The 19,306-nt window shown below is 37.3% G+C and carries 19 protein-coding genes; 7 read left to right on the top strand and 12 right to left on the bottom strand.

Annotated elements, in window-relative coordinates; translation table 11 throughout:
* Positions 1–48 precede the first annotated feature (48 nt).
* Positions 49–738 (bottom strand): N-acetylmuramate alpha-1-phosphate uridylyltransferase MurU, encoded by a 690-nt coding sequence (gene murU, locus AC5YDM_RS01245; RefSeq protein WP_496150309.1) that lies wholly within the window; start codon positions 736–738, stop codon positions 49–51.
* Complete coding sequence (locus tag AC5YDM_RS01240; protein ID WP_496150307.1) at positions 738–1,751, bottom strand: aminoglycoside phosphotransferase family protein; 1,014 nt, start codon at positions 1,749–1,751, stop codon at positions 738–740. The genes murU and AC5YDM_RS01240 overlap by 1 nt, the downstream gene beginning before the upstream one ends.
* Before the next feature lie 119 nt (positions 1,752–1,870).
* Between AC5YDM_RS01240 and AC5YDM_RS01235 the strand changes: the two genes are divergently transcribed.
* Positions 1,871–4,315, top strand: a complete 2,445-nt coding sequence (locus tag AC5YDM_RS01235) for an LPS-assembly protein LptD (protein WP_496150306.1) — start codon at positions 1,871–1,873, stop codon at positions 4,313–4,315.
* A complete protein-coding gene (locus AC5YDM_RS01230) occupies positions 4,315–5,613 on the top strand; it encodes a peptidylprolyl isomerase (RefSeq protein WP_496150305.1) in 1,299 nt (432 codons plus the stop codon). The genes AC5YDM_RS01235 and AC5YDM_RS01230 overlap by 1 nt, the downstream gene beginning before the upstream one ends.
* A gap of 157 nt (positions 5,614–5,770) precedes the next feature.
* Here AC5YDM_RS01230 and hfq read toward each other — a convergent pair whose 3' ends face one another.
* The 4 genes from hfq to tsaE all read right to left on the bottom strand — a co-directional run bounded on the left by hfq (position 5,771) and on the right by tsaE (position 9,901).
* Positions 5,771–6,301 carry an RNA chaperone Hfq gene (hfq, locus tag AC5YDM_RS01225; protein WP_496150303.1) on the bottom strand — a complete coding sequence of 177 codons (531 nt, stop codon included), beginning with the start codon at positions 6,299–6,301 and terminating at the stop codon, positions 5,771–5,773.
* 89 nt (positions 6,302–6,390) lie between these two features.
* Positions 6,391–7,335 carry a tRNA (adenosine(37)-N6)-dimethylallyltransferase MiaA gene (miaA, locus tag AC5YDM_RS01220; protein WP_496150302.1) on the bottom strand — a complete coding sequence of 315 codons (945 nt, stop codon included), beginning with the start codon at positions 7,333–7,335 and terminating at the stop codon, positions 6,391–6,393.
* Between the two features lie 6 nt (positions 7,336–7,341).
* Positions 7,342–9,363, bottom strand: a complete 2,022-nt coding sequence (gene mutL / locus AC5YDM_RS01215; protein ID WP_496150301.1) for a DNA mismatch repair endonuclease MutL — start codon at positions 9,361–9,363, stop codon at positions 7,342–7,344.
* A gap of 64 nt (positions 9,364–9,427) precedes the next feature.
* Positions 9,428–9,901: a tRNA (adenosine(37)-N6)-threonylcarbamoyltransferase complex ATPase subunit type 1 TsaE gene (gene tsaE / locus AC5YDM_RS01210; protein WP_496150300.1), complete on the bottom strand. Its 474-nt coding sequence runs from the start codon at positions 9,899–9,901 to the stop codon at positions 9,428–9,430.
* A gap of 155 nt (positions 9,902–10,056) precedes the next feature.
* On the opposite strand from tsaE, the gene AC5YDM_RS01205 reads away from it, so the two are divergent.
* The 3 genes from AC5YDM_RS01205 (at position 10,057) to AC5YDM_RS01195 (ending at position 12,007) form a co-directional block, all read left to right on the top strand.
* A complete protein-coding gene (locus tag AC5YDM_RS01205) occupies positions 10,057–10,998 on the top strand; it encodes a pseudouridine synthase (protein ID WP_496150299.1) in 942 nt (313 codons plus the stop codon).
* Between the two features lie 105 nt (positions 10,999–11,103).
* A complete protein-coding gene (locus tag AC5YDM_RS01200; RefSeq protein ID WP_496150298.1) occupies positions 11,104–11,409 on the top strand; it encodes a type II toxin-antitoxin system RelB/DinJ family antitoxin in 306 nt (101 codons plus the stop codon).
* A 157-nt stretch (positions 11,410–11,566) separates the two neighbouring features.
* Positions 11,567–12,007 (top strand): GNAT family N-acetyltransferase, encoded by a 441-nt coding sequence (locus AC5YDM_RS01195; RefSeq protein WP_496150297.1) that lies wholly within the window; start codon positions 11,567–11,569, stop codon positions 12,005–12,007.
* Between the two features lie 35 nt (positions 12,008–12,042).
* Here the strand turns inward: AC5YDM_RS01195 and AC5YDM_RS01190 are convergent, their stop codons facing one another.
* Positions 12,043–12,777: a pseudouridine synthase gene (locus AC5YDM_RS01190; RefSeq protein ID WP_496150296.1), complete on the bottom strand. Its 735-nt coding sequence runs from the start codon at positions 12,775–12,777 to the stop codon at positions 12,043–12,045.
* 138 nt (positions 12,778–12,915) lie between these two features.
* On the opposite strand from AC5YDM_RS01190, the gene AC5YDM_RS01185 reads away from it, so the two are divergent.
* Together AC5YDM_RS01185 and mqo are read left to right on the top strand one after the other, a co-directional pair.
* Positions 12,916–13,368 (top strand): DUF441 domain-containing protein, encoded by a 453-nt coding sequence (locus tag AC5YDM_RS01185; protein ID WP_496150294.1) that lies wholly within the window; start codon positions 12,916–12,918, stop codon positions 13,366–13,368.
* A gap of 376 nt (positions 13,369–13,744) precedes the next feature.
* Positions 13,745–15,391 (top strand): malate dehydrogenase (quinone), encoded by a 1,647-nt coding sequence (gene mqo, locus AC5YDM_RS01180; RefSeq protein ID WP_496150293.1) that lies wholly within the window; start codon positions 13,745–13,747, stop codon positions 15,389–15,391.
* A 171-nt stretch (positions 15,392–15,562) separates the two neighbouring features.
* Here the strand turns inward: mqo and AC5YDM_RS01175 are convergent, their stop codons facing one another.
* The 5 genes from AC5YDM_RS01175 to AC5YDM_RS01155 all read right to left on the bottom strand — a co-directional run bounded on the left by AC5YDM_RS01175 (position 15,563) and on the right by AC5YDM_RS01155 (position 19,229).
* Positions 15,563–16,402 carry a tetratricopeptide repeat protein gene (locus AC5YDM_RS01175; protein WP_496150292.1) on the bottom strand — a complete coding sequence of 280 codons (840 nt, stop codon included), beginning with the start codon at positions 16,400–16,402 and terminating at the stop codon, positions 15,563–15,565.
* Between the two features lie 88 nt (positions 16,403–16,490).
* Positions 16,491–17,714, bottom strand: a complete 1,224-nt coding sequence (gene gltS / locus AC5YDM_RS01170; protein ID WP_496150291.1) for a sodium/glutamate symporter — start codon at positions 17,712–17,714, stop codon at positions 16,491–16,493.
* 167 nt (positions 17,715–17,881) lie between these two features.
* Positions 17,882–18,100, bottom strand: a complete 219-nt coding sequence (locus AC5YDM_RS01165) for a hypothetical protein (RefSeq protein WP_496150290.1) — start codon at positions 18,098–18,100, stop codon at positions 17,882–17,884.
* 119 nt (positions 18,101–18,219) lie between these two features.
* Positions 18,220–18,663: a hypothetical protein gene (locus tag AC5YDM_RS01160; RefSeq protein ID WP_496150289.1), complete on the bottom strand. Its 444-nt coding sequence runs from the start codon at positions 18,661–18,663 to the stop codon at positions 18,220–18,222.
* Positions 18,664–18,677: 14 nt separating this feature from the next.
* On the bottom strand, positions 18,678–19,229 hold the full coding sequence (locus AC5YDM_RS01155) for a hypothetical protein (protein ID WP_496150288.1): 552 nt from the start codon (positions 19,227–19,229) through the stop codon (positions 18,678–18,680).
* Positions 19,230–19,306: the final 77 nt, after the last annotated feature.

The raw sequence follows: 19,306 nt of genomic DNA, 5'->3' as shown, positions 1-19,306 counted from the left end.
CCCATTTATGCTCCGTGGAACACTATTTAACGATTAGGGATTACACAGTTAAGCATAGAAGCCATCACGAATTTGCAAATCAAGCTCCATTAAACGCTCTGGCGTTCCCACATCCACCCAAGCGCCTTGCAGTTTTTCAGCTGAAATTTTCTCATCTAACATTGCTTGCTTAAGCAATGGTGCCAATGGACGCTTACCAGCTTCCAAACCCTTAAATAGCTGAGGATCAATCACTGAGACACCACTAAATGTCAGGTTTTCACCTTCTATTTTTTGATCAAAATTAAAAGCTCGACCATTTAATAAGGTGAAATCACCCTCTGGATGCTGCTTTGGATTTTCCACAAAAACCAAATGCGCGAGATCTTCACCCAACTTTATATGACGCAATGGTTCAAAATCCATTGTCGTCCACACATCACCATTGACCAAGATAAAAGGCTTATCACCTAATAATGGCAATGCATTGATGATTCCACCTGCTGTTTCTAAACCTTCATCTTCACGAGTCCAGAGAATGCGAACACCGAATTTAGAACCATCACCCAATGCACCAATCAACTTATCTGCTAACCAAGCGGAATTGATGATAATTTCAGTCACACCGATGTTTTTCAGCTTTTCGATATGCCAAACGATTAACGGTTTACCACCCACTTCAAGCAAGGGTTTTGGCGTATATAGCGTCAAAGGACGCATACGATTACCCAAACCTGCGGCTAAAATCATCGCTTTCATTATGCAACCACCTCATATTGACCAAATTTTTGCTCAAATTTAGCCAATACTCGCGTTTCAATGAACTGCATAAATGGTTGTAATTCTGTATACGGCTTACTTTCTTCAAGCAAATACCACATCACACGGGGTAAATCTTTTAAATAGCCTGACTTACCGTCACGCTCAAATAAACGAACGAAAATGCCTAAAATTTTAATATGACGTTGAATCGCCATTAAATCCGCATCACGCTTGAACTGTTCAAAATCACGTTCAGCTTTGGGTGTTTCAGGCAATAGATCATAAAACGTTTTAAACCAACCATACACCCGATCAGCATTCCACTGAACATATGCATCACGCGTAATCGAGATTAAATCATAGGTATCTGCACCAATCACCGCATCTTGAAAATCAATCACACCTTGTTCAGTCTCCCCCTCAATTTTCATTAAGTTACGACTATGAAAATCACGATGTACAATGACTTGAGGCTGTGCGACTGCTGCATTGGCTAAAATTGCAAAAGTGCGTTTGATTAATGCCAACTCTTCTTTGCTCGGTTGAATATCCAATGAAGGCAATAACCAATCTGTGAGCAACTCCATTTCACTGATCAGTTTTTCATAAGAATATGCAGGAAGTTGTCCTTCGCCATTAATCGACTGCAACTGAACAAGTTGCTTAAAGCTTTGTGCATAATGAGTATCTACAGTCTCATCATTTAGCAATGTTGACAGTACAACATCACCAAAGTCTTCTAATAACAAGAATCCATTGTCTAAATCTTTGGCAATAATATGAGGAACACGAACACCATTTTGATCAAAGAATTCGTCAATGGTCACAAAAGGCACACAATCTTCTTTTTCAGGAGGTGCATCCATCAACATAAATGTTTTATTATTCAAAGTAATTCGTGCATAACGACGGAAACTTGCATCGCCTGCTAAAAAATTGATTTCTGCTTGATCTGATTGTAGAACGGTTGAAATCCATGTTTGTATCAATTGTTCACGTTGTGTATTCATTTGCTATAAATTCTAGTACAGGCTGAATATTTGAAGTGCTAAGTGTAGCCACTTATCAGATTTTTCTCTATGATGCGACAATAATTAATTGCGATTAGCATACTTGGTTAATGAGACAAATGAAGCATCAGTTTAAATTCAATCCTTTAGCGACTGCTATATTGACCTTACTTTGCGGAAGCACTGTATCAAGTTATGCTGAATCCAATGGTTTTGATTCAGAAATAGACAATCAAAAACTTAATTCAGCGATTAAGGAAAATTATCCTGGGCAGAATTTCTTTGAACAATATTATGTCAGCAAAGACTCCCCTGAAGCACAGCAACGTAGCACGTTGTCCAATTCTTCCCAGTTTTGTCAAAATACATGGCTAACACCAATTAGCCCCGAAACTAAAGCCGTTGATGCCGCTGAAGCGACTTCAGTCATTACGGCTGACTATGGATATTACAATCCAAATGGTGATTCAACCTTAGACGGCAATGTTGTCATTGATCAACAAGGTCGCATGATTCGTGCCGACTCAATTACCATTGATAAAACACAAACTTTTGCTAAAGCAAAAGGCAATGTGCAAATGGCACAGTCAGGTCTACTCGCTCAAAGTGATCAAATTGATTACAACTTAAAAAATCAAACTGGTGAACTGAATAATAGCTTCTATATTTCAGAAGAAACGCATGGGCATGGTCGTGCAGAACATATAGAACGCACATCACCTAATGTCATGCTGATGCAAAATGCAACCTATAGCACTTGCCCACCTGAACAAAATCCAACGTGGAAATTACAAGCTAAACAGATTGAAATTAATCAAGATACAGGCCGTGGTGTAACTAAAGGCACAAAGCTCTATATCAAAAATACACCTGTACTTGCTGTTCCCTATTTTAATTTTCCGATTGATGACCGCAGAACGACAGGCCTTTTAACACCAAGTTTTGGATTCACCAATGATGGTGGTCTTGAGCTCACAGCTCCTGTCTATCTAAACCTTGCACCAAATTATGATGCTACAGTAACACCACGCTATATCGGAAATCGTGGATTAATGGCTGAGGGTGAATTCCGCTATCTCACTGAAAACTTTGGTGGTGGTCGAATTTGGGGTGGTTACTTACCTTCCGACAAAGACTATAACGATGAAGATCGTAAAGATTTACATTACTTACATAATTGGAAAATCGATGATCAATGGTCAACCAATCTTGAATACAATTATGTCTCCGATAAAGATTTCTTCACTGACTTAGACAATGACCCCAATACACGTACCGAGCTCAACCAAAGACGTGCATGGCAATTGAATTATGGCAATGGTATTCCAGGTCTTAGAGCACAACTTCGTGTCGAAGACTTCCAAACCATTGATCCTGACCTAGCTGACATTGATCGTCCTTATGCAAGATTACCTCAGCTTTTGGTTAATTACACCAAAGGGGATGTTCAAGGTTTAGAATTCGAATTTAATAACGATACAGCTTATTTTAAGAAGAATATTCGTGATTTCGAAAATCAAGCAGAACCGAATGGTACACGTATTTTTAATGAAATGGCGCTCAGATATAATCTAAAACAACCTTGGGGATTCGTTGTTCCAGAAGTTTCGGTTCGTAGTTTGAATAACTTCTATGATCAAGATACTGTAGAAAATGCGAACTTCAGATCCAATTCAGAAGACAAGTTCGTAGTCGTACCACAATTCACCTTGGATACTGGCTTAACGTTTGAGCGTGAAGGAAAATATTTACAAACGCTTTCCCCACGTGCTTTCTATGCTTATGCCCCACATCAAAATCAAGATGACTATCCAAATTTTGATTCAACTGCTGCCTCATTAAACTATGATCAACTGTTCAATCCCAAACGTTTCTATGGACACGACCGCTTAGAAGACAATAACTTCTTATCACTCGGTTTAAGCTATAGCCTATTTGGTACTACTGGACTAGAAAAACTCAGAACCAGCATTGGTCAAAGCTTCTATTTTGATGATCGCAAAGTTACGCTAAATAACAGCCAAAATGATCCATTCAACACAGAGCGTCAAACTGGTCCTGTAATCAGTATTGCAAGTCAACTTTCACAAAACTTTAGCGTAAATGCGAATTCAATGTGGATGTCGAATGGTGACAATGCTCAACGTGATTTCCAAGTGTATTACACTGGAAATAAAGGAGATTTATACAACTTTGGATATTTTAATCGTAGTAACTTATTAGATCGTCAAGAAAAATACGATCAAGTGACTGCATCATTTATCCAACCTGTGAAAGATAACTGGCGAATCATAGGTCATGTACAATATGATCTAGACAATAACGTCGCTCGTGAATATTTACTTGGTGTAAATTATGAATCATGTTGCTGGGGTGTATCTGTCTATGGTCGCTCATATTTCAATGACTTAGATGATGTCTCTCTTTCAACAACCAAAGAAAAACGCGCTATTATGGCGGAGTTCACACTCAAAGGACTTGGTGGCTTAAATAGTAAATTAAGCTCTTTACTTGAAAACCGTATTTTAGGTTTTGATAAAGTTAAACAAAATTGGACCCATTAATGAAGATGCAAAATTTAAAACAAATTTTTAAGACAACAGCATTAGCACTTATTATTTCTTCATCAATGCAAACATTTGCTGCACCAAGCGATCAAGTTATTGCGATTGTTGGTAAAAGTGCGATTTTAAAAAGTGATTTAGACCAAGGCATTGCTGAGGCACAACATCAACTCCAAGCGCAAAAAAAAGAAGCCCCTCCGACTAATGTTTTACAAGGGCAAATTCTTGATCAATTAATTATGCACAATGCGCAACTTGAGCAAGTGAAGCGCTATGCAATTCAAGCAGATGAAAAAAGCTTAAATGAAGCAGTAATGAAAGTTGCAGCTCAGTCTGGTTCGAAGAGCTTAGAAGACTTTCAACAAAAACTCGATAAAATTGCACCAGGCACCTACGAAGCATTACGTGAACGTGTTGCTGATGATTTACTCATTCAACGTTTACGCCAACAACAGGTCATGTCGCGAATTAAAATCAGCGATCAAGATGTTGAAAATTTCTTAAAATCTCCAGAAGGTCAAGCTGCGGTTGGTGGTCAAGCACATGTACTTCACTTCCGTGTTGCAGGTACAAGCTCTGCAGAGGAAATCACACAGGTGGCTAACCAGATTAAAGCCGATTTAGCCAATACAAACGATGTAAAAGCAATTGAAAATAAATACAGTACCGCGACGATCAAAGTCAATGGTGCTGATATGGGGTATCGTTCATTTGCAGACATTCCATCAGAACTTGCTGCACGTGTAACACCTTTAAATGATGGTCAAACCACTGAAATCATTCAAGCTAAGGATGGGTTACATATACTTAAGCTTATTGATCGTAAATCAAATGATCAAAAAGTCATTGTTCCACAATTTCAAACGCGTCATATTCTGATTAAAACATCAGAAGTGGTTAGCCCTGAAAATGCTAAGCAAATGATCGACAGTATTTATAATCGTGTTCAAGCTGGAAATGATTTTGCTACGCTTGCATCAACCTTTTCAAATGATCCTGGTTCTGCACGAGATGGTGGAAGCTTAGGTTGGGTTAGTCCTGGAATGATGGTTCCTGAATTTGACAAAACAATGCAGGCTGCAGAAGTCGGCAAGGTCAGCCAACCTTTCCAAACTCAGTTTGGATGGCATATTCTTCAAGTAACTCATAAACGTCAACAAGATATGACCAAAGAAACCCAAACGCGTATGGCACGCCAAATTTTGGGCGAACGTCAATTTGATGCAGAGCTTGATAGTTGGTTACGAGAGTTGCGTAATAATACTTATGTTGAAATTAAAGGAACTCAACAAAACTAATTAGAAGTATTTAAATTATATCAACTTTCATTGCATATAAATAAATACCGATATTTTAATAAAGCCCCTATTTTTAGGGGCTTTTTATTTGTCTTCATAATAATTATGAAGATAAATAAAAAAGACGCCATCAAGGCGTCTTTTTTATGAAAATCAATTAACGATTGTTTTCATCTTCTTGAGCATCATCAAATTTAGTTTCCGCATCAAAACCAGGGTTAGCCGGCGCACCGAAACCACCTTGTTGACCGCCAAAACCGCCTTGTTGACCGCCAAAACCGCCACCTTGACCACCAAAGCCACCTTGACCACCGAAGCCACCGCCTTGACCACCAAAGCCGCCTTGACCACCGAAGCCGCCGCCTTGACCACCGAAGCCACCACCTTGACCACCGAAGCCACCACCTTGACCACCGAAGCCACCTTGACCACCGAAGCCACCTTGACCAGCAGCAGGAGCACCAGCAGGAGCACCAGCAGGACGTGGGTTACGTGCAGGAACAACTGTAGAAATCGCATGTTTGTAAACCATTTGGCTTACAGTATTTTTTAAAAGAACAACGTATTGGTCAAAAGATTCGATATGACCTTGTAGTTTAATACCGTTAACTAAGAAAATAGAAACAGGAATACGTTCTTTACGGAGAGAATTTAAGAACGGATCTTGTAAAGTTTGACCTTTAGACATTTTATACTCCAAAAAATTTAAAATCAGCGCAAAAACTATCTTTATTTTTCAATTAAAATTTATAAAAAAGATAGTGCGTAAATTTTGCTTTATCCATATAAGTTTCGCAAGTCTTCTTGAGCTTGCTTTATTGATAAATAAGTTTTAAAACTGTGCGCTTCTTGCAAAGAACGTAACCATGTGTATTGACGTTTTGCAAGTTGTCGTGTTGCAAATAAGCATTTGTCCTCCATTTCAAGTTTGTTATTGTGACTTTTATCACTATTTTTAAGAAATTCTAAAGCTTGACGATAACCCACTGATCTTCCTGAAGGTAAATTATCACTTAAATTGTATTTTCCTATCAGGTACTCGACTTCATTTAAAAAACCGATTTCCCACATTTTTTGCAAACGAAGCTCAATTCGTTTATGTAATTCTAACCGATCTGGCATCAATGCATAGTTATGAAAATTGTAACGATATGCTGTTTGTTTAGGCTGTTCTGCCTGTAAATCTGTAATTGGACGACCAGTTAAGCGATATACCTCAAGTGCACGAATAATACGCTGTCGGTCAGAAATCTTAAACCGTTCGCCTGCTAGAGGATCTACACTTTTCAGTTCCTCATAAACCGATTCCCATCCATTTATCGCAGCCTGTTGTTCTATTTCTTGACGGATTGACTCGTTCGCATTCGGTAAATTATTCGCAAGACCTTCAAGCAGTGCTTTAAAATACAGCATTGTTCCACCCACCAGAATGGGCGTTTTTCCATTTTCATGGATTTGATCAATCAATCGAGTCGAATCTTCAACAAACTGTGCAGCAGAATAAACCTCTAAAGGCGTAATAATATCAATTAAATAATGTGGATACTGTTCCTGCTCTTGCTTGGTTGGCTTTGCAGATCCAATATCCATATCTTGATAAATTAAAGCCGAATCGACTGAAATAATTTCAAATCCACCACGCTCATAAAGCTCACATGCCAAAGCTGTTTTCCCACTTGCCGTAGGCCCCATTAAATTGATAACAGGCTGATTATTTGACATGTACAACTACTCTCCTCGAGCAAATAATTTATCTAACTGTGATAATGGAAATGCGCGCCAAGTCGGTCGACCGTGATTACATTGGCTGGCGAATTCAGTTTGTTCCATTTGACGAAGCAAAGCATTCATTTCAGATAAGCCAAGCAAACGATGTGCTCTAACCGCCCCATGGCATGCCATACCTGCCAAAATTTGATCACGCTTCTGTTGCAAAGCTTGAGCTTGATCATTTGGATCTAAATCGTTGAGTAACTCTGCAATTAACGCATTTAAGTTGGCTTTCACTAAAATTGCAGGCACACCACGTACAATCACTTGCTCATCACCATATTGATCGATATCCAGACCCAAGCGCTCCAGCTGTGGTTTTAAATCTTCAATACGTGTGGCTTGCATACGAGTGATTGAAATAACTTTTGGAATCAATAGTTGCTGTGAAATCCAAAAATCAGGTGTATCCCAAGCTTGTTTCATTTGTTGTAATAAAATACGCTCATGTGCCGCATGCATATCAACAATAATTAAGCCTTCAGTATTTTGAGCAAGAATATAAATGCCATGCAATTGGGCAATTGCTATTCCTAAAGGAAATTCATCAACCTTATTCACATAAGTAGAATTTTGTTCTATATGATCAGCTTCAGTTTGTTCAACATTCTGATGAGATTTAAGAGGTGATAAATAGGTTTTTAATGCGTTATTTAGTTGCGCTGAGCCTTGATAACTTGAAGCAGAAGATGAGGTCGTACGATATTGAATTGATTGTGGCTGCGAAGAACTAAAATCTGTTAAAAGCACATCAGCATTTTGGGACCCCGACTGAAATGCCTCTTGCCCTTCTAATTGCTGGTGAATTAAATTTTGATTCGCAGGCAATGGCTCAGTCTGATTATTTTTGTGCAATTGAAATTGTTCTTGATAGCGCGGTTGAGCAATCAATGAACCCGTTTCAGCATTTTGAACACTCAGCTTCATTGCATCTGCTAAATCAGCAGAAGCCGTCTGAAATTGCGACAAAGTATCTTTTGCAAAGTGACGTACAAATTCATGCACTTCACGTTGATTCAAAAAGCGAATTTCATGTTTTGTAGGATGTACATTGACATCAATATTTTCTGGATCCACTTCTAAAAATAACAAATAAGCTGCGTGCTGATGTCCGTGCAAAATTCCGTCGTAAGCCATACGTAACGCATGAGAAATCGTTTTATCTTTAACGATTCGCCCATTCACATAGACGTACTGTAAATCGCTCTGACCACGTGCATCAGATGGATGACCTAACCATCCAGACAACCGCATATTGATACTATCAGCATCAATCCAATATGCATTTTCAGTAAAAGACCGACTTAACAGTTGTTGTACGCGCTGAAATCGAAGCTCACCACTATCTGCAACAGGCAAATTCAATCGAATATTGCCATTGTGTTCAAGTACAAAACGAATATCAAAATGAGTTAAAGCCAATCGACGGACAATCTCTTCGATATGACCAAATTCTGTGGTTGGCTTTTTTAAAAATTTTCGTCGCGCAGGAACATTAAAGAACAGATCTTGTACGCGTATATGTGTCCCTTGTTGAGCCGCAACAGGTTGAATCTCTTGATGATCAAAAGCAGTGCCATTGACTTCAACCTGATAACCTACACCTGAGCCATCACGACTACTTGTGAGAGTTAGTCGGGACACAGCCGCAATGGATGCTAAAGCCTCTCCACGAAAGCCTAGACTGACAATCGCATGTAAATCTTCTGAAGTTTTAATCTTACTGGTGGCATGACGCATGACTGCGAGAGGTAAATCATCCACGTGAATTCCCCGACCATTGTCAATAATTTCAATTAATGTACTACCACCTTGTTCAACACGAATAATCAGCTCAGTCGAACCTGCATCTATAGAATTTTCGAGCAATTCCTTCACTACAGATGACGGACGTTCAATCACTTCACCAGCTGCAATTTGGTTGGCGAGTGCTGGATCTAAAGCATGAATACGTCTTACACTGAGCTCTTCGTGTTGCATAAAATTAACCTGTGTAATCAATCAATATTGAACTGTGTAAATCGTAGAGTCTGTGGACATCATACTAATCTGCGTAATACGTTGTTAACGCTTCAAATAATTCAAGTGAATCAATATCAATGGTGACATGACGCAGATCATCGTCTTCAGACCGTTGAATGTTAATAACAAGATTAGCTTTAGGAATTTCGTCGCCACCTTTTGATGGCCATTCAAATAAAAATAATGCTTCATCAACATCTAAATAATCACGAATCCCCATCAGTTCAAGTTCATAAGGATCATTCAGGCGATATAAGTCAAAATGAAATACATCTTTTTGATTGATTTTATACGGCTCAACCAAGGTATAGGTTGGGCTTTTCACTGCACCTTGATGTCCTAAATTTTGCAACCAATAGCGTGTTAGCGTGGTTTTTCCTGCACCTAAATCACCAATCAAATAAACCACACCTTGTGCAATATTTTTCCCTAAGAAAACTGCCAGTTTTTGGGTATCAAGTTCACTATTTAGGTCTAATTTAAATGAATACGGCATAACACTCACAACATGATTCAATTGATCGAGTATAATAACATTGCATGCGTTTAAAGCCTATGTGCTCTATGCATCATATTGTCTATTACTTGAAATATCGTCCAAGCTTAAAATCTACTTTAAGTGTTATTTTTATTTTTTTGAATCATTTGCTCATGCCTACCAAGATCAACTCAAACCTTACTCCTCAAAAAAGTTTAAGTACGTATAAACCACCGATGATCAATGGCGTTACTGCGAGCAAAGTTTTCATCCCCAAATGCACTCAAACATCTCAATCTCTATTTGATTATTTATGTGAGCATTTTCAACATATTAATGCAGAAGAATGGACACAAAGATTTCAAGATCAACTCATTATAGATGCCGAGGGTCATGCCCTAAACCTAGATACGCCCTATTTATCAGAGCAACATATTTATTATTATCGTTTCTTGGCACATGAGATACATGTTCCATTTACAGAAAAAATTCTATTTGAAAATGAAGATCTATTGGTCGTTGATAAGCCACACTTTCTGACCATCAGCCCAACAGGACAGTATGTTCAAGAAACACTTTTGGTTCGTTTAAAAAAAACCACAGGAAACCCAGATCTTACACCCATCCATCGCTTGGACCGTGAAACAGCGGGTGTAGTACTTTTTTCAAAAAGAGTTGAAACACGTGGGCTTTATCAACAATTATTCGCCGATAAGAAAGTAGAAAAGATTTACCATGCTGTTGCCCCTTTTCAAGAAGATTTAACATTTCCCAGAACAATTCAATTACGTATGGATAAAGGTAAACCTTTTTATACCATGCAAGTTTTACAAGGCTTGTCTAACAGTGAAACTACGATTGAACTGTTAGAGCATGATCAACATTGGGCACTTTACAAATTAAATCCTTTGACAGGTAAACAACATCAACTTCGTGTGCATTTAAATCACTTAAATATTCCCATTAAAAATGATCCTTTCTATCCCAAAGTTGTACATAAGCCAGCAGACGATTTCTCTCATCCCTTACAACTTTTAGCAAAAGAAATTTACTTTATAGATCCTGTGAAAATGACTGCAATGCATTTCCGTTCTGATTTAGTATTGACGCTATAATTCCATTGTAATGACAAATCATCACTTTTTTGTTATAAAACATTGAAATTCAGAAAACTTTGATTAAAATAGCATCTTAAGCATTTAAGTCGTTTGGTTATATTCATGAGAAAAACAGAAGTTTATCAAGTTCGACTTGACTCATTAGAAAAGAAACATGCATTTGCTGTATTTAAGCAATTGGGGATTACACCTGCTCAAGCAGTACGTTTATTTTTCAAGCAAGTTGTTTTGACTAAATCAATCCCCTTCGCGATTGAAAATCAAAGCATTAATATGGAACAATTGCTTAAGCTTAAAAAATTAAAGCAGGATCAGGACGGTACAGCGCCTAGTACTACTGCTGATATGGATGAAGATGATTTCTTTGCTGAATTAAACGCTATCTTGGGTGAAAGTGATCAGAAATAAATTCTAGATTTAAAACAGAATTTATTTTGGCGCTCTGAATTTAGGCGACAAAAACACAAAACTTAACAGTGTCGCATTTCTAAACAATTTATTTCCCCACTATTCCCTAATTTATGATTAGCTCACTTGCATAAGTTAATGTGCAAGGAGCTAGACAGTGATCGTTCGACGTGCCACTTCTGAAGACTTAGAAAAACTTGCTGTACTTTTCGATGAATATCGCCAATTTTATGGAACTTCTTCCAACCTTAAGCAATCCTTAGATTTTTTAACACAACGCTTTAGCAATCAACAAAGTGTAATCTTTATTCACATTAAAGATGATGTAATTACTGGCTTTGTGATTTTATATTTAGGCTTCAATTCAGTCGCATGTTCAAGCTATTACATATTAGATGATGTCTACGTAAGCCCCCGCTTTAGACGCCAAGGCTCCGCAAAGCAACTGATTGATACCGCAATTCTATTTGCCCGTCATGAAAAAGCCATTCGTATCAGCCTAGAAACACAAAAGAATAATTACCAATCCCACCAATTGTATGAAGGGATGGGTTTTGTCAAAGATGATGAGTTCCAGACTTACCATTGCTTCTTATAAGCTTAAAATATTTATATATCGAAGCAGCTATTTGCTTAAATACTAATAACCGTTTCATCGGTTTGAGACATTTGCTTCTTTGCAGCTTGAATTTGACTTTCAGTTAAATACATCCACTCACCTTCACCCAAATCTTGTAATTTAAGCAAACCGATTTGTTGGCGGTGTAATTTTTCAACTTTATTGCCTACTGCTGCCAACATGCGTTTCACTTGGTGATAAACCCCTTGGTGAATTGCCATTTGCATTTCATGTTCCGCTATCTGTTCTACATCTGTCGCTGCGAATATGCCATTTTCATTACGCAGCTCAACGCCTTGCTCTAAATTTAATAACTGTTCTTCCGTCACTGCATCAGCCGTTTGCATACGATAGACTTTAGCAACATGCTTTTTAGGGTGTGTTAATGCCTGTAAAAACTGACCGTCATCGGTGAGTAATAATAAGCCTGTCGTATCTTGATCTAAACGACCTACACACTGTAAGCCGCGCTCCAATAAAACATGATCAAATAATTCGAACACACTAAAGTGATGAGTGGCTTGATGTGAACATTCATAGCCAGCGGGCTTATTCAGTGCGATATAAACTTTTTCACGATATTGATAAGTTTGACCTGATACAGTGAACTCCAACTGATCGAGCTTTAATTTTAATTTCGGATCTGAAACCATCTCACCTTGAATTTGAACTGCACCATTTTTAATTAGATTTTGGCAGTTTTTACGTGAGCCAAAGCCTTGTGATTGCAACATTTTTTCTAAAATCATGATATTTACCTAGAACCTGTGTGAACTTAGAAAACTTCCAAAATATTGCACATCTTTTTCTGTACAGCACTTCATCAGCGAATCAGTTAAACTATTATAACTTTCCCGCATTTAACTGATAAGCCTCGGACACGATATATGTCGCAATTAGATCTTAATTTAATCGTTCTGATCATTCTTTTAGCTTGTGGTATCTTCAGCCAAAATACCGCTGTGACTATCGCTGTTGCAGTTTTAATTGTTTTTAGAATCACCCCTCTCAATGAATACTTTCCATTGTTGCAACAGCATGGGCTTAATATCGGAATTATTATCCTTACGATTGGCGTACTCACCCCGATTGCCAGTGGTGCTATCCCCGGTAAAGAGATTTTAAAATCATTTATGAGCTTAAATTCAATTTTAGCCATTGGAATTGGATTATTAGTTGCTTGGCTCGGTGGACGCGGTGTTGCTTTGATGGCAAATCAACCTAATATTGTTGCAGGTTTACTGATTGGAACAGTTGCAGGTGTTGCAGTGCTACGAGGTGTTCCTGTTGGTCCATTGATTGCCGCAGGACTATTGTCCATCATCATCGGAACATCATAACCATGATCTGATTTGAATAAAAATCAATGAATGAGTGCTCAAACATCATTTTATGACAAACATTCATTGATAGAATTTCAACGAAAAACAGAGTTCATGATATTTACAAGTCCTGTCCATTTGAACTATTCATTATCGTATTCAATGTTGGACATGACATTGCCTCAGAATCCATTTCAAACGGCTAAACAATTTAAATAGCAAATCATTTTTTATTATTCATTTATTTTTCAAATATTTAACACTAATGCCTATATAAATCTATCTTCATCAATTACATAGTTTACTTACATACTTACACAAGCTCACATGACCTACATTGTTTAGTCATAAGCATCGCTTTTAAAATTTATGCCTTACTTTCAGGGCGAGAACAATGAAAAAATTCCTAAAATACTTACTCATCATTTTTATTATTATATTGATTATTGGTTTAATTTTCCTATTTAGGCCTATCGCTTCCAAACAAGTGACTACACAAGCAGATGATCAAGTCGTCGATGTGGTGCTGATTGGTGGTGGAATCATGAGTGCAACGCTCGGGACTTACCTCAATGAACTTGAACCGAATTGGAAAATTCAAATGTACGAACGTCTGGATCAAGTCGGTCAGGAAAGCTCCAATGGTTTAAATAATGCAGGTACGGGTCATTCAGGCTTTATGGAAATGAACTATACCTCATTAAAAGATGGAAAAATGGACATTACAAAAGCTGTTGATACTGCATCTCAATTTGAAGTTACTAAACAGTTTTGGGCACATCAAGTTCAACGTGGTGTCTTAGGTACGCCAAATACCTTTATTAATCCTGTACCGCATATCGCTTTTGTTTGGGGTGATAACGTTGATTTTCTTAAAAAACGCTATGATGCCATGATTCAAAATCCGATGTTTCAAGGGATGACATATACCGAAGATGCAAATGTTATTCATGAATGGGCACCGCTCGTGATGAATGGTCGTACTCCATCTGAAAAAGTTGCTGCCACCAAAATGGATATCGGTTCAGATGTAAACTATGGTGCGATTACTACACAAATGGTTGGATACTTAAATAAGCAACCCAATTTTAAATTATCAACCTCTTCAGAAGTCACAGGTATCAGCCGTAATGATGACAAAACATGGACGGTCACTTATAAAGATTTAAAATCAAATCAAGAAAGTCACGTCAAAACCAAGTTCTTATTTATTGGCGCTGGTGGTGCAGCAGTACGCTTACTTCAAATGACAGGCTTAGAAGAAACGAAACAATACGCAGGCTTCCCAATTGGAGGTATCTTCTTAATGACAGATAACCCTCAAGTCACTGCTCAACATACAGCTAAAGTCTACGGTAAACCTGAGCTTGGTGCGCCACCAATGTCGGTTCCACACATTGATACGCGTTATATTGATGGTAAAAAGTATGTTTTATTTGGTCCATTTGCCACATATTCAAATAAGTTCCTAAAAAATGGCTCTCAATTTGATTTGATCGATGCAACCAATAAAAATAACGTGATTCCAATGGCAACAATTGGTTTGGAAAATTTAGACTTGGTCAATTATTTAGTCAGCCAAGTGGCAATGTCTAAAGAAGATCAATTTAATGAACTAAAAAAATACTATCCTGATGCAAAAATTGAAGACTGGAAACTCAACCAAGGTGGTCAACGCGTTCAAATCATTAAAAAAGTACCAGGCAAAGATGCAACATTACAGTTTGGCACTGAACTTTTTGCTTCAAAAGATGGTTCTGTGACAGCTCTATTAGGGGCTTCACCTGGAGCATCGACTTCTCCATATATCATGCTTAATTTATTGGAAAAAGCATTCCCTAACCAAGTTGCTGGCGAATGGAATCCGAAACTACATCAAATGGTTCGTTCTTATGAACAGGATTTAAGTACTAACCCTGCTTTGTTGGATCAAGTTCGTGTTTATACCAGTAACACACTTGGACTTAAATATTCGCCAACTCGTGCAGCGGCTAACGATGCTCAAAACGTAAACCAACCTGTTTTAGCGAATACTCATTAAGCTAATTCTGTCCGGTCAGTTTCGACTGACCTTTATATGAACTTATATCATCGTTAAATTAGGTCTTTAAATCTTTTTATGCTTTAATACACTCAGTTTGAGATGAGCCTCTTACAGTATGTGAGCTTGACTCATATACGACTAGCCCCTAACCATGGGGCTTTTTATTGCCTAATCGTTAAAACTGCACTCATTTTTAGTTTTATTTATTTCTGAAACCCCTTCAGTAATGATTCGACACGACTCTTTCGGGTCTTGAATAAAAGCAGAATTCAACCACTCCATGGCTTTATCTTGATCTTGTTTAACACCAAGTCCATATTTATACAACGTCACTAATAATAGCTTCGCATGCAAATCCCCAGCTTCGGCAGATTTTAGAAACCATGGAAATGCCTTTTCATAACCTTGCTTTCCATTCATCGTTTTAGAATATATAGCCCCCAATCTATACTGATACTCTGCAATACCTTGTTCTGCTAACAGTAATACATATTTTTCAGCTAGGGCTAAATCTTTCTTTTCGGAATAATAAAAATCAGTCAATCTTTCAATCTCTCTCTGCTCTCCTTTCTCTGCAAGTTGGATGTGCAACTGCTCCATTTTATTTATATTTTTAGGGATAAGCTCCTTATAATACATACTGAGCAATATCCGTTGAGAGTCATCCAATTTTCGTTCAGACGCGATCGTAAGCCATTTCGCAGCCTCATTATAATTTTTGGCTACATCTTCACCTTCGTAATAGATTAAACCTAAATTGTGATTTGCAGAACGATGTCCCAATGCTGAGGCACGCTTATAAAGCTCAATTGCTTCTGGGATATTTTTTTCAATACCCTCTTCTCCAAATTGTTTTAAGTATGCGAGCTGATACAAACCCTGCTTATCATTATTTTGAGCTTTTAAAATTGTTCCTTGCACATCAAACTCTTCAGCACTGATAATCCCTAATGGCAAAGACAAAACAAGACTGAATGCCAATACTTTTAAATTTTTTCCAATATTCATCACGATTGTTCTTTATCTTTCATTTTTTATATCTAGCTCAAGCCACCAAAGCCTTTTAGAACCTTTAGTGGCTGCATCTAGATGTTGATTATCCAAAAAATCCAATGATGCCTTGGATCACGACCGCATTGACAATATCCACGAAGAAAGCCCCTGTCAGTGGAATGATCAAAAAGGCTTTATGTGAAGGACCATAGGTATTGGTCACGGCTTGAATATTTGCAATCGCTGTTGGTGTAGCACCCAAATTCACACCACATTGCCCCGCACAAAGCACGGCTGCATCGTAACTTTTGCCCATAACTCGGAAAGTCACAAAATACAGATATAAAGCTAAGACCACGGTTTGTGCCAATAATATAATTACCAATGGCCCAGCTAAATCTGCGAGCAGCCATAACTGTAATGACATCAATGCCATAGATAAGAACAATGCCAATGATGCATTACCAAATACATCAATACAGCGATCAAATAATTCAACTTTAAAGATTAGCTCTAAGCTATTTCGTAAAATTACACCGCATGCCAACGCCCAAACAAATGTAGGTAATTCAAACCATTGTCCACGTGCAAAGTCAGACATGAAGTAAGCAAAGCTAATACAGACTGCAAACATCCCCATGGTTTTTACCGCATCATCTGCGGTAATCAAACGCGTCTTTTCTGGATATTCGAAAGGTGCTGTTTCAGCAGATGGTGGCGCTTCATTTCGTCCTGTTGTTGGAGCAAGTTCTTCAGCCAATTGGAAGCGACGAATTAAGAATTTTGCAACTGGACCACCCATCATACCGCCAATGACTAAACCAAATGTGGCACTTGCCATGCCGAGCACGACCGCACCTTGTATGCCATGATCTTGTTCAAACACTGTACCCCATGCACCTGCTGTGCCGTGTCCACCTGTAAGAGTCACTGAACCTGTGATTAAACCAATGAGTGGATCGAGTCCCAATGCTTTGGCTAAGCTGATACCGACGGCATTTTGCAAGAGTACAAATACAATGACACAGCCTAAAAATAGGATCAGTGCTTTACCACCCTCTTTGAGTTTACCTAAGCTTGCACTAAGTCCGACTGAGGTGAAGAACATCAGCATGAAAATTTGCTGAATATTGGCATCAAAATTTATGGTGATATTGAAGCTTTTAAATAAAATAAAGGTAATGACCGCAGCAACTAGACCGCCTGCAACGGGTTCTGGAATATTGTATTTTTTTAAAATTGAAATTTTGTTTACCACAAAGTAGCCAATAAATAGTACAAGGACTGCAATGACAATCGTCAAAAAAGCATCTAGCTCATAATTCATTAAATCTATATCCCCTTTATTTTGTTCATTTTTTATCAAATCAGAGGAATTTTTTCAGCTATATAAATGTAACGCTTTTATATTATTTTAAAATTTGCTGTGAATTTATTGCATTAAAAAGCCATTACGTTTTAGGTAATGGCTTTTTTCTAAACTTCATAAACAACTTATTTTTTGATGTCATAGACCCAATTATAAGCTTGTTTATCCGTTGTGGTTTCACAAACATAGTAGTCATGATCCCATGCATCTGGATGGAAAATTTCCGTCTTGATGTAATTTACATTTTTCCCTTTTTCGACGCAGACAAAGCTGTCGCCTTGGTCTTTAACTTGAGTTCCGTTAAGGAAACCACCGATACAGAGGAAGCGGGATTGTTTTGCCATTGTTACATCTACTTTTACTAAGTTTATCTATGCGAGGATTAAACGATTTATTAAGTTAAGTGTAAAGCAGAGTGAATTAGAATATTAAGTATTTAAAATATTGTTACCAAAAGTCATATTCAACCAACACTATTTGAAATCAAGGTTGTTACAGAAGAACTTAAAACTGCAGATAAAATTGCCAATAAAAATGCAAATCTCCTATCGCTATTTCGTGTTAACTCTCTATCCAAATATAAATACCCTTCTCCTGTAATAGCAAATTTCCCATCTTTTAATTTCAAGTTACATGTTCTCCACGAAATGCCTTTATATTCAGCAAAATTTCCATCTGCTATACTCCAAGCATATAATTTATATGCTATCAAATGAATATTTTCTTTCTTTTTTTCTTCAATTGAAACACTCATATCATCTTCAATATAACCTAATGAAATCAAGGAAGCTAAAGGATATAAATCACTATGATCATTAGATTTTTTTGGAATGAGATTAAATAACTCTTCTAGTGTTAACTCACCTTTTTCTTTTAACACTTTTAATATTTTTATAGTTAAATTCATACAATACTCTTTATTCACCAGCTAGCTATTGATACATTGGATTTTTTATGACTTCCTTTAATCACGATAACTTCAAATTCTTTATTTTTATCGTAATGTAATACTTCGATTTTAGAGATGGTGCTTTTTACGACTATTCCTTTTGGTTTCTCGCTATATGTATTCTCAGCAAATCTAAGTGCTGTTTCATAATCTGTCGTCCAAGATTGTCCAAAATCATCACTTTCATATTCACCTCTAGACATACCCCTATAAATTTCAATAATTCCAGATAAATCCTCTAAATCACCTTTATCATTAATATCACTTGCTGTGAGCAAATTCGTTGGTACTCCCCATTCAGCTTCATGATATTTAAAAAGTTCAAACTTCCCTCCATTTTTGTAATTTCTTATATCATTAAACAGCGAAAATAAGACATTATAAATTTCAGAATCACTATCTAGTTTATACGGATTTAAAAAATCATTAAAATCATCTACTTTTGGATTGTCTTTAACGGAAAAGTGAGAAATTAAATTTTCAAAAAAACCTTCATTACCTACAAATCGTTTAGAAATATTCATATAAATACTTCCAGGAACGAAACCTAAATCTAATAGATAATTTTCAACAATAGAATTGAACATAAAAAAATAAGGGC

The organism is Acinetobacter sp. CY81 (genome assembly GCF_059515925.1).
Note: the sequence above shows the minus strand (reverse complement) of the source record. Positions and strands in the feature narration are given on the sequence as shown.

Coding starts and splice junctions, on each gene's coding strand:
- murU (WP_496150309.1), bottom strand. CDS start 738: ATGAAAGCGATGATTTTAGCCGCAGGTTTGGGTAATCGTATGCGTCCT.
- AC5YDM_RS01240 (WP_496150307.1), bottom strand. CDS start 1,751: ATGAATACACAACGTGAACAATTGATACAAACATGGATTTCAACCGTT.
- AC5YDM_RS01235 (WP_496150306.1), top strand. CDS start 1,871: ATGAAGCATCAGTTTAAATTCAATCCTTTAGCGACTGCTATATTGACC.
- AC5YDM_RS01230 (WP_496150305.1), top strand. CDS start 4,315: ATGAAGATGCAAAATTTAAAACAAATTTTTAAGACAACAGCATTAGCA.
- hfq (WP_496150303.1), bottom strand. CDS start 6,301: ATGTCTAAAGGTCAAACTTTACAAGATCCGTTCTTAAATTCTCTCCGT.
- miaA (WP_496150302.1), bottom strand. CDS start 7,335: ATGTCAAATAATCAGCCTGTTATCAATTTAATGGGGCCTACGGCAAGT.
- mutL (WP_496150301.1), bottom strand. CDS start 9,363: ATGCAACACGAAGAGCTCAGTGTAAGACGTATTCATGCTTTAGATCCA.
- tsaE (WP_496150300.1), bottom strand. CDS start 9,901: ATGCCGTATTCATTTAAATTAGACCTAAATAGTGAACTTGATACCCAA.
- AC5YDM_RS01205 (WP_496150299.1), top strand. CDS start 10,057: ATGCCTACCAAGATCAACTCAAACCTTACTCCTCAAAAAAGTTTAAGT.
- AC5YDM_RS01200 (WP_496150298.1), top strand. CDS start 11,104: ATGAGAAAAACAGAAGTTTATCAAGTTCGACTTGACTCATTAGAAAAG.
- AC5YDM_RS01190 (WP_496150296.1), bottom strand. CDS start 12,777: ATGATTTTAGAAAAAATGTTGCAATCACAAGGCTTTGGCTCACGTAAA.
- AC5YDM_RS01185 (WP_496150294.1), top strand. CDS start 12,916: ATGTCGCAATTAGATCTTAATTTAATCGTTCTGATCATTCTTTTAGCT.
- mqo (WP_496150293.1), top strand. CDS start 13,745: ATGAAAAAATTCCTAAAATACTTACTCATCATTTTTATTATTATATTG.
- AC5YDM_RS01175 (WP_496150292.1), bottom strand. CDS start 16,402: ATGAATATTGGAAAAAATTTAAAAGTATTGGCATTCAGTCTTGTTTTG.
- gltS (WP_496150291.1), bottom strand. CDS start 17,714: ATGAATTATGAGCTAGATGCTTTTTTGACGATTGTCATTGCAGTCCTT.
- AC5YDM_RS01165 (WP_496150290.1), bottom strand. CDS start 18,100: ATGGCAAAACAATCCCGCTTCCTCTGTATCGGTGGTTTCCTTAACGGA.
- AC5YDM_RS01160 (WP_496150289.1), bottom strand. CDS start 18,663: ATGAATTTAACTATAAAAATATTAAAAGTGTTAAAAGAAAAAGGTGAG.
- AC5YDM_RS01155 (WP_496150288.1), bottom strand. CDS start 19,229: ATGAATATTTCTAAACGATTTGTAGGTAATGAAGGTTTTTTTGAAAAT.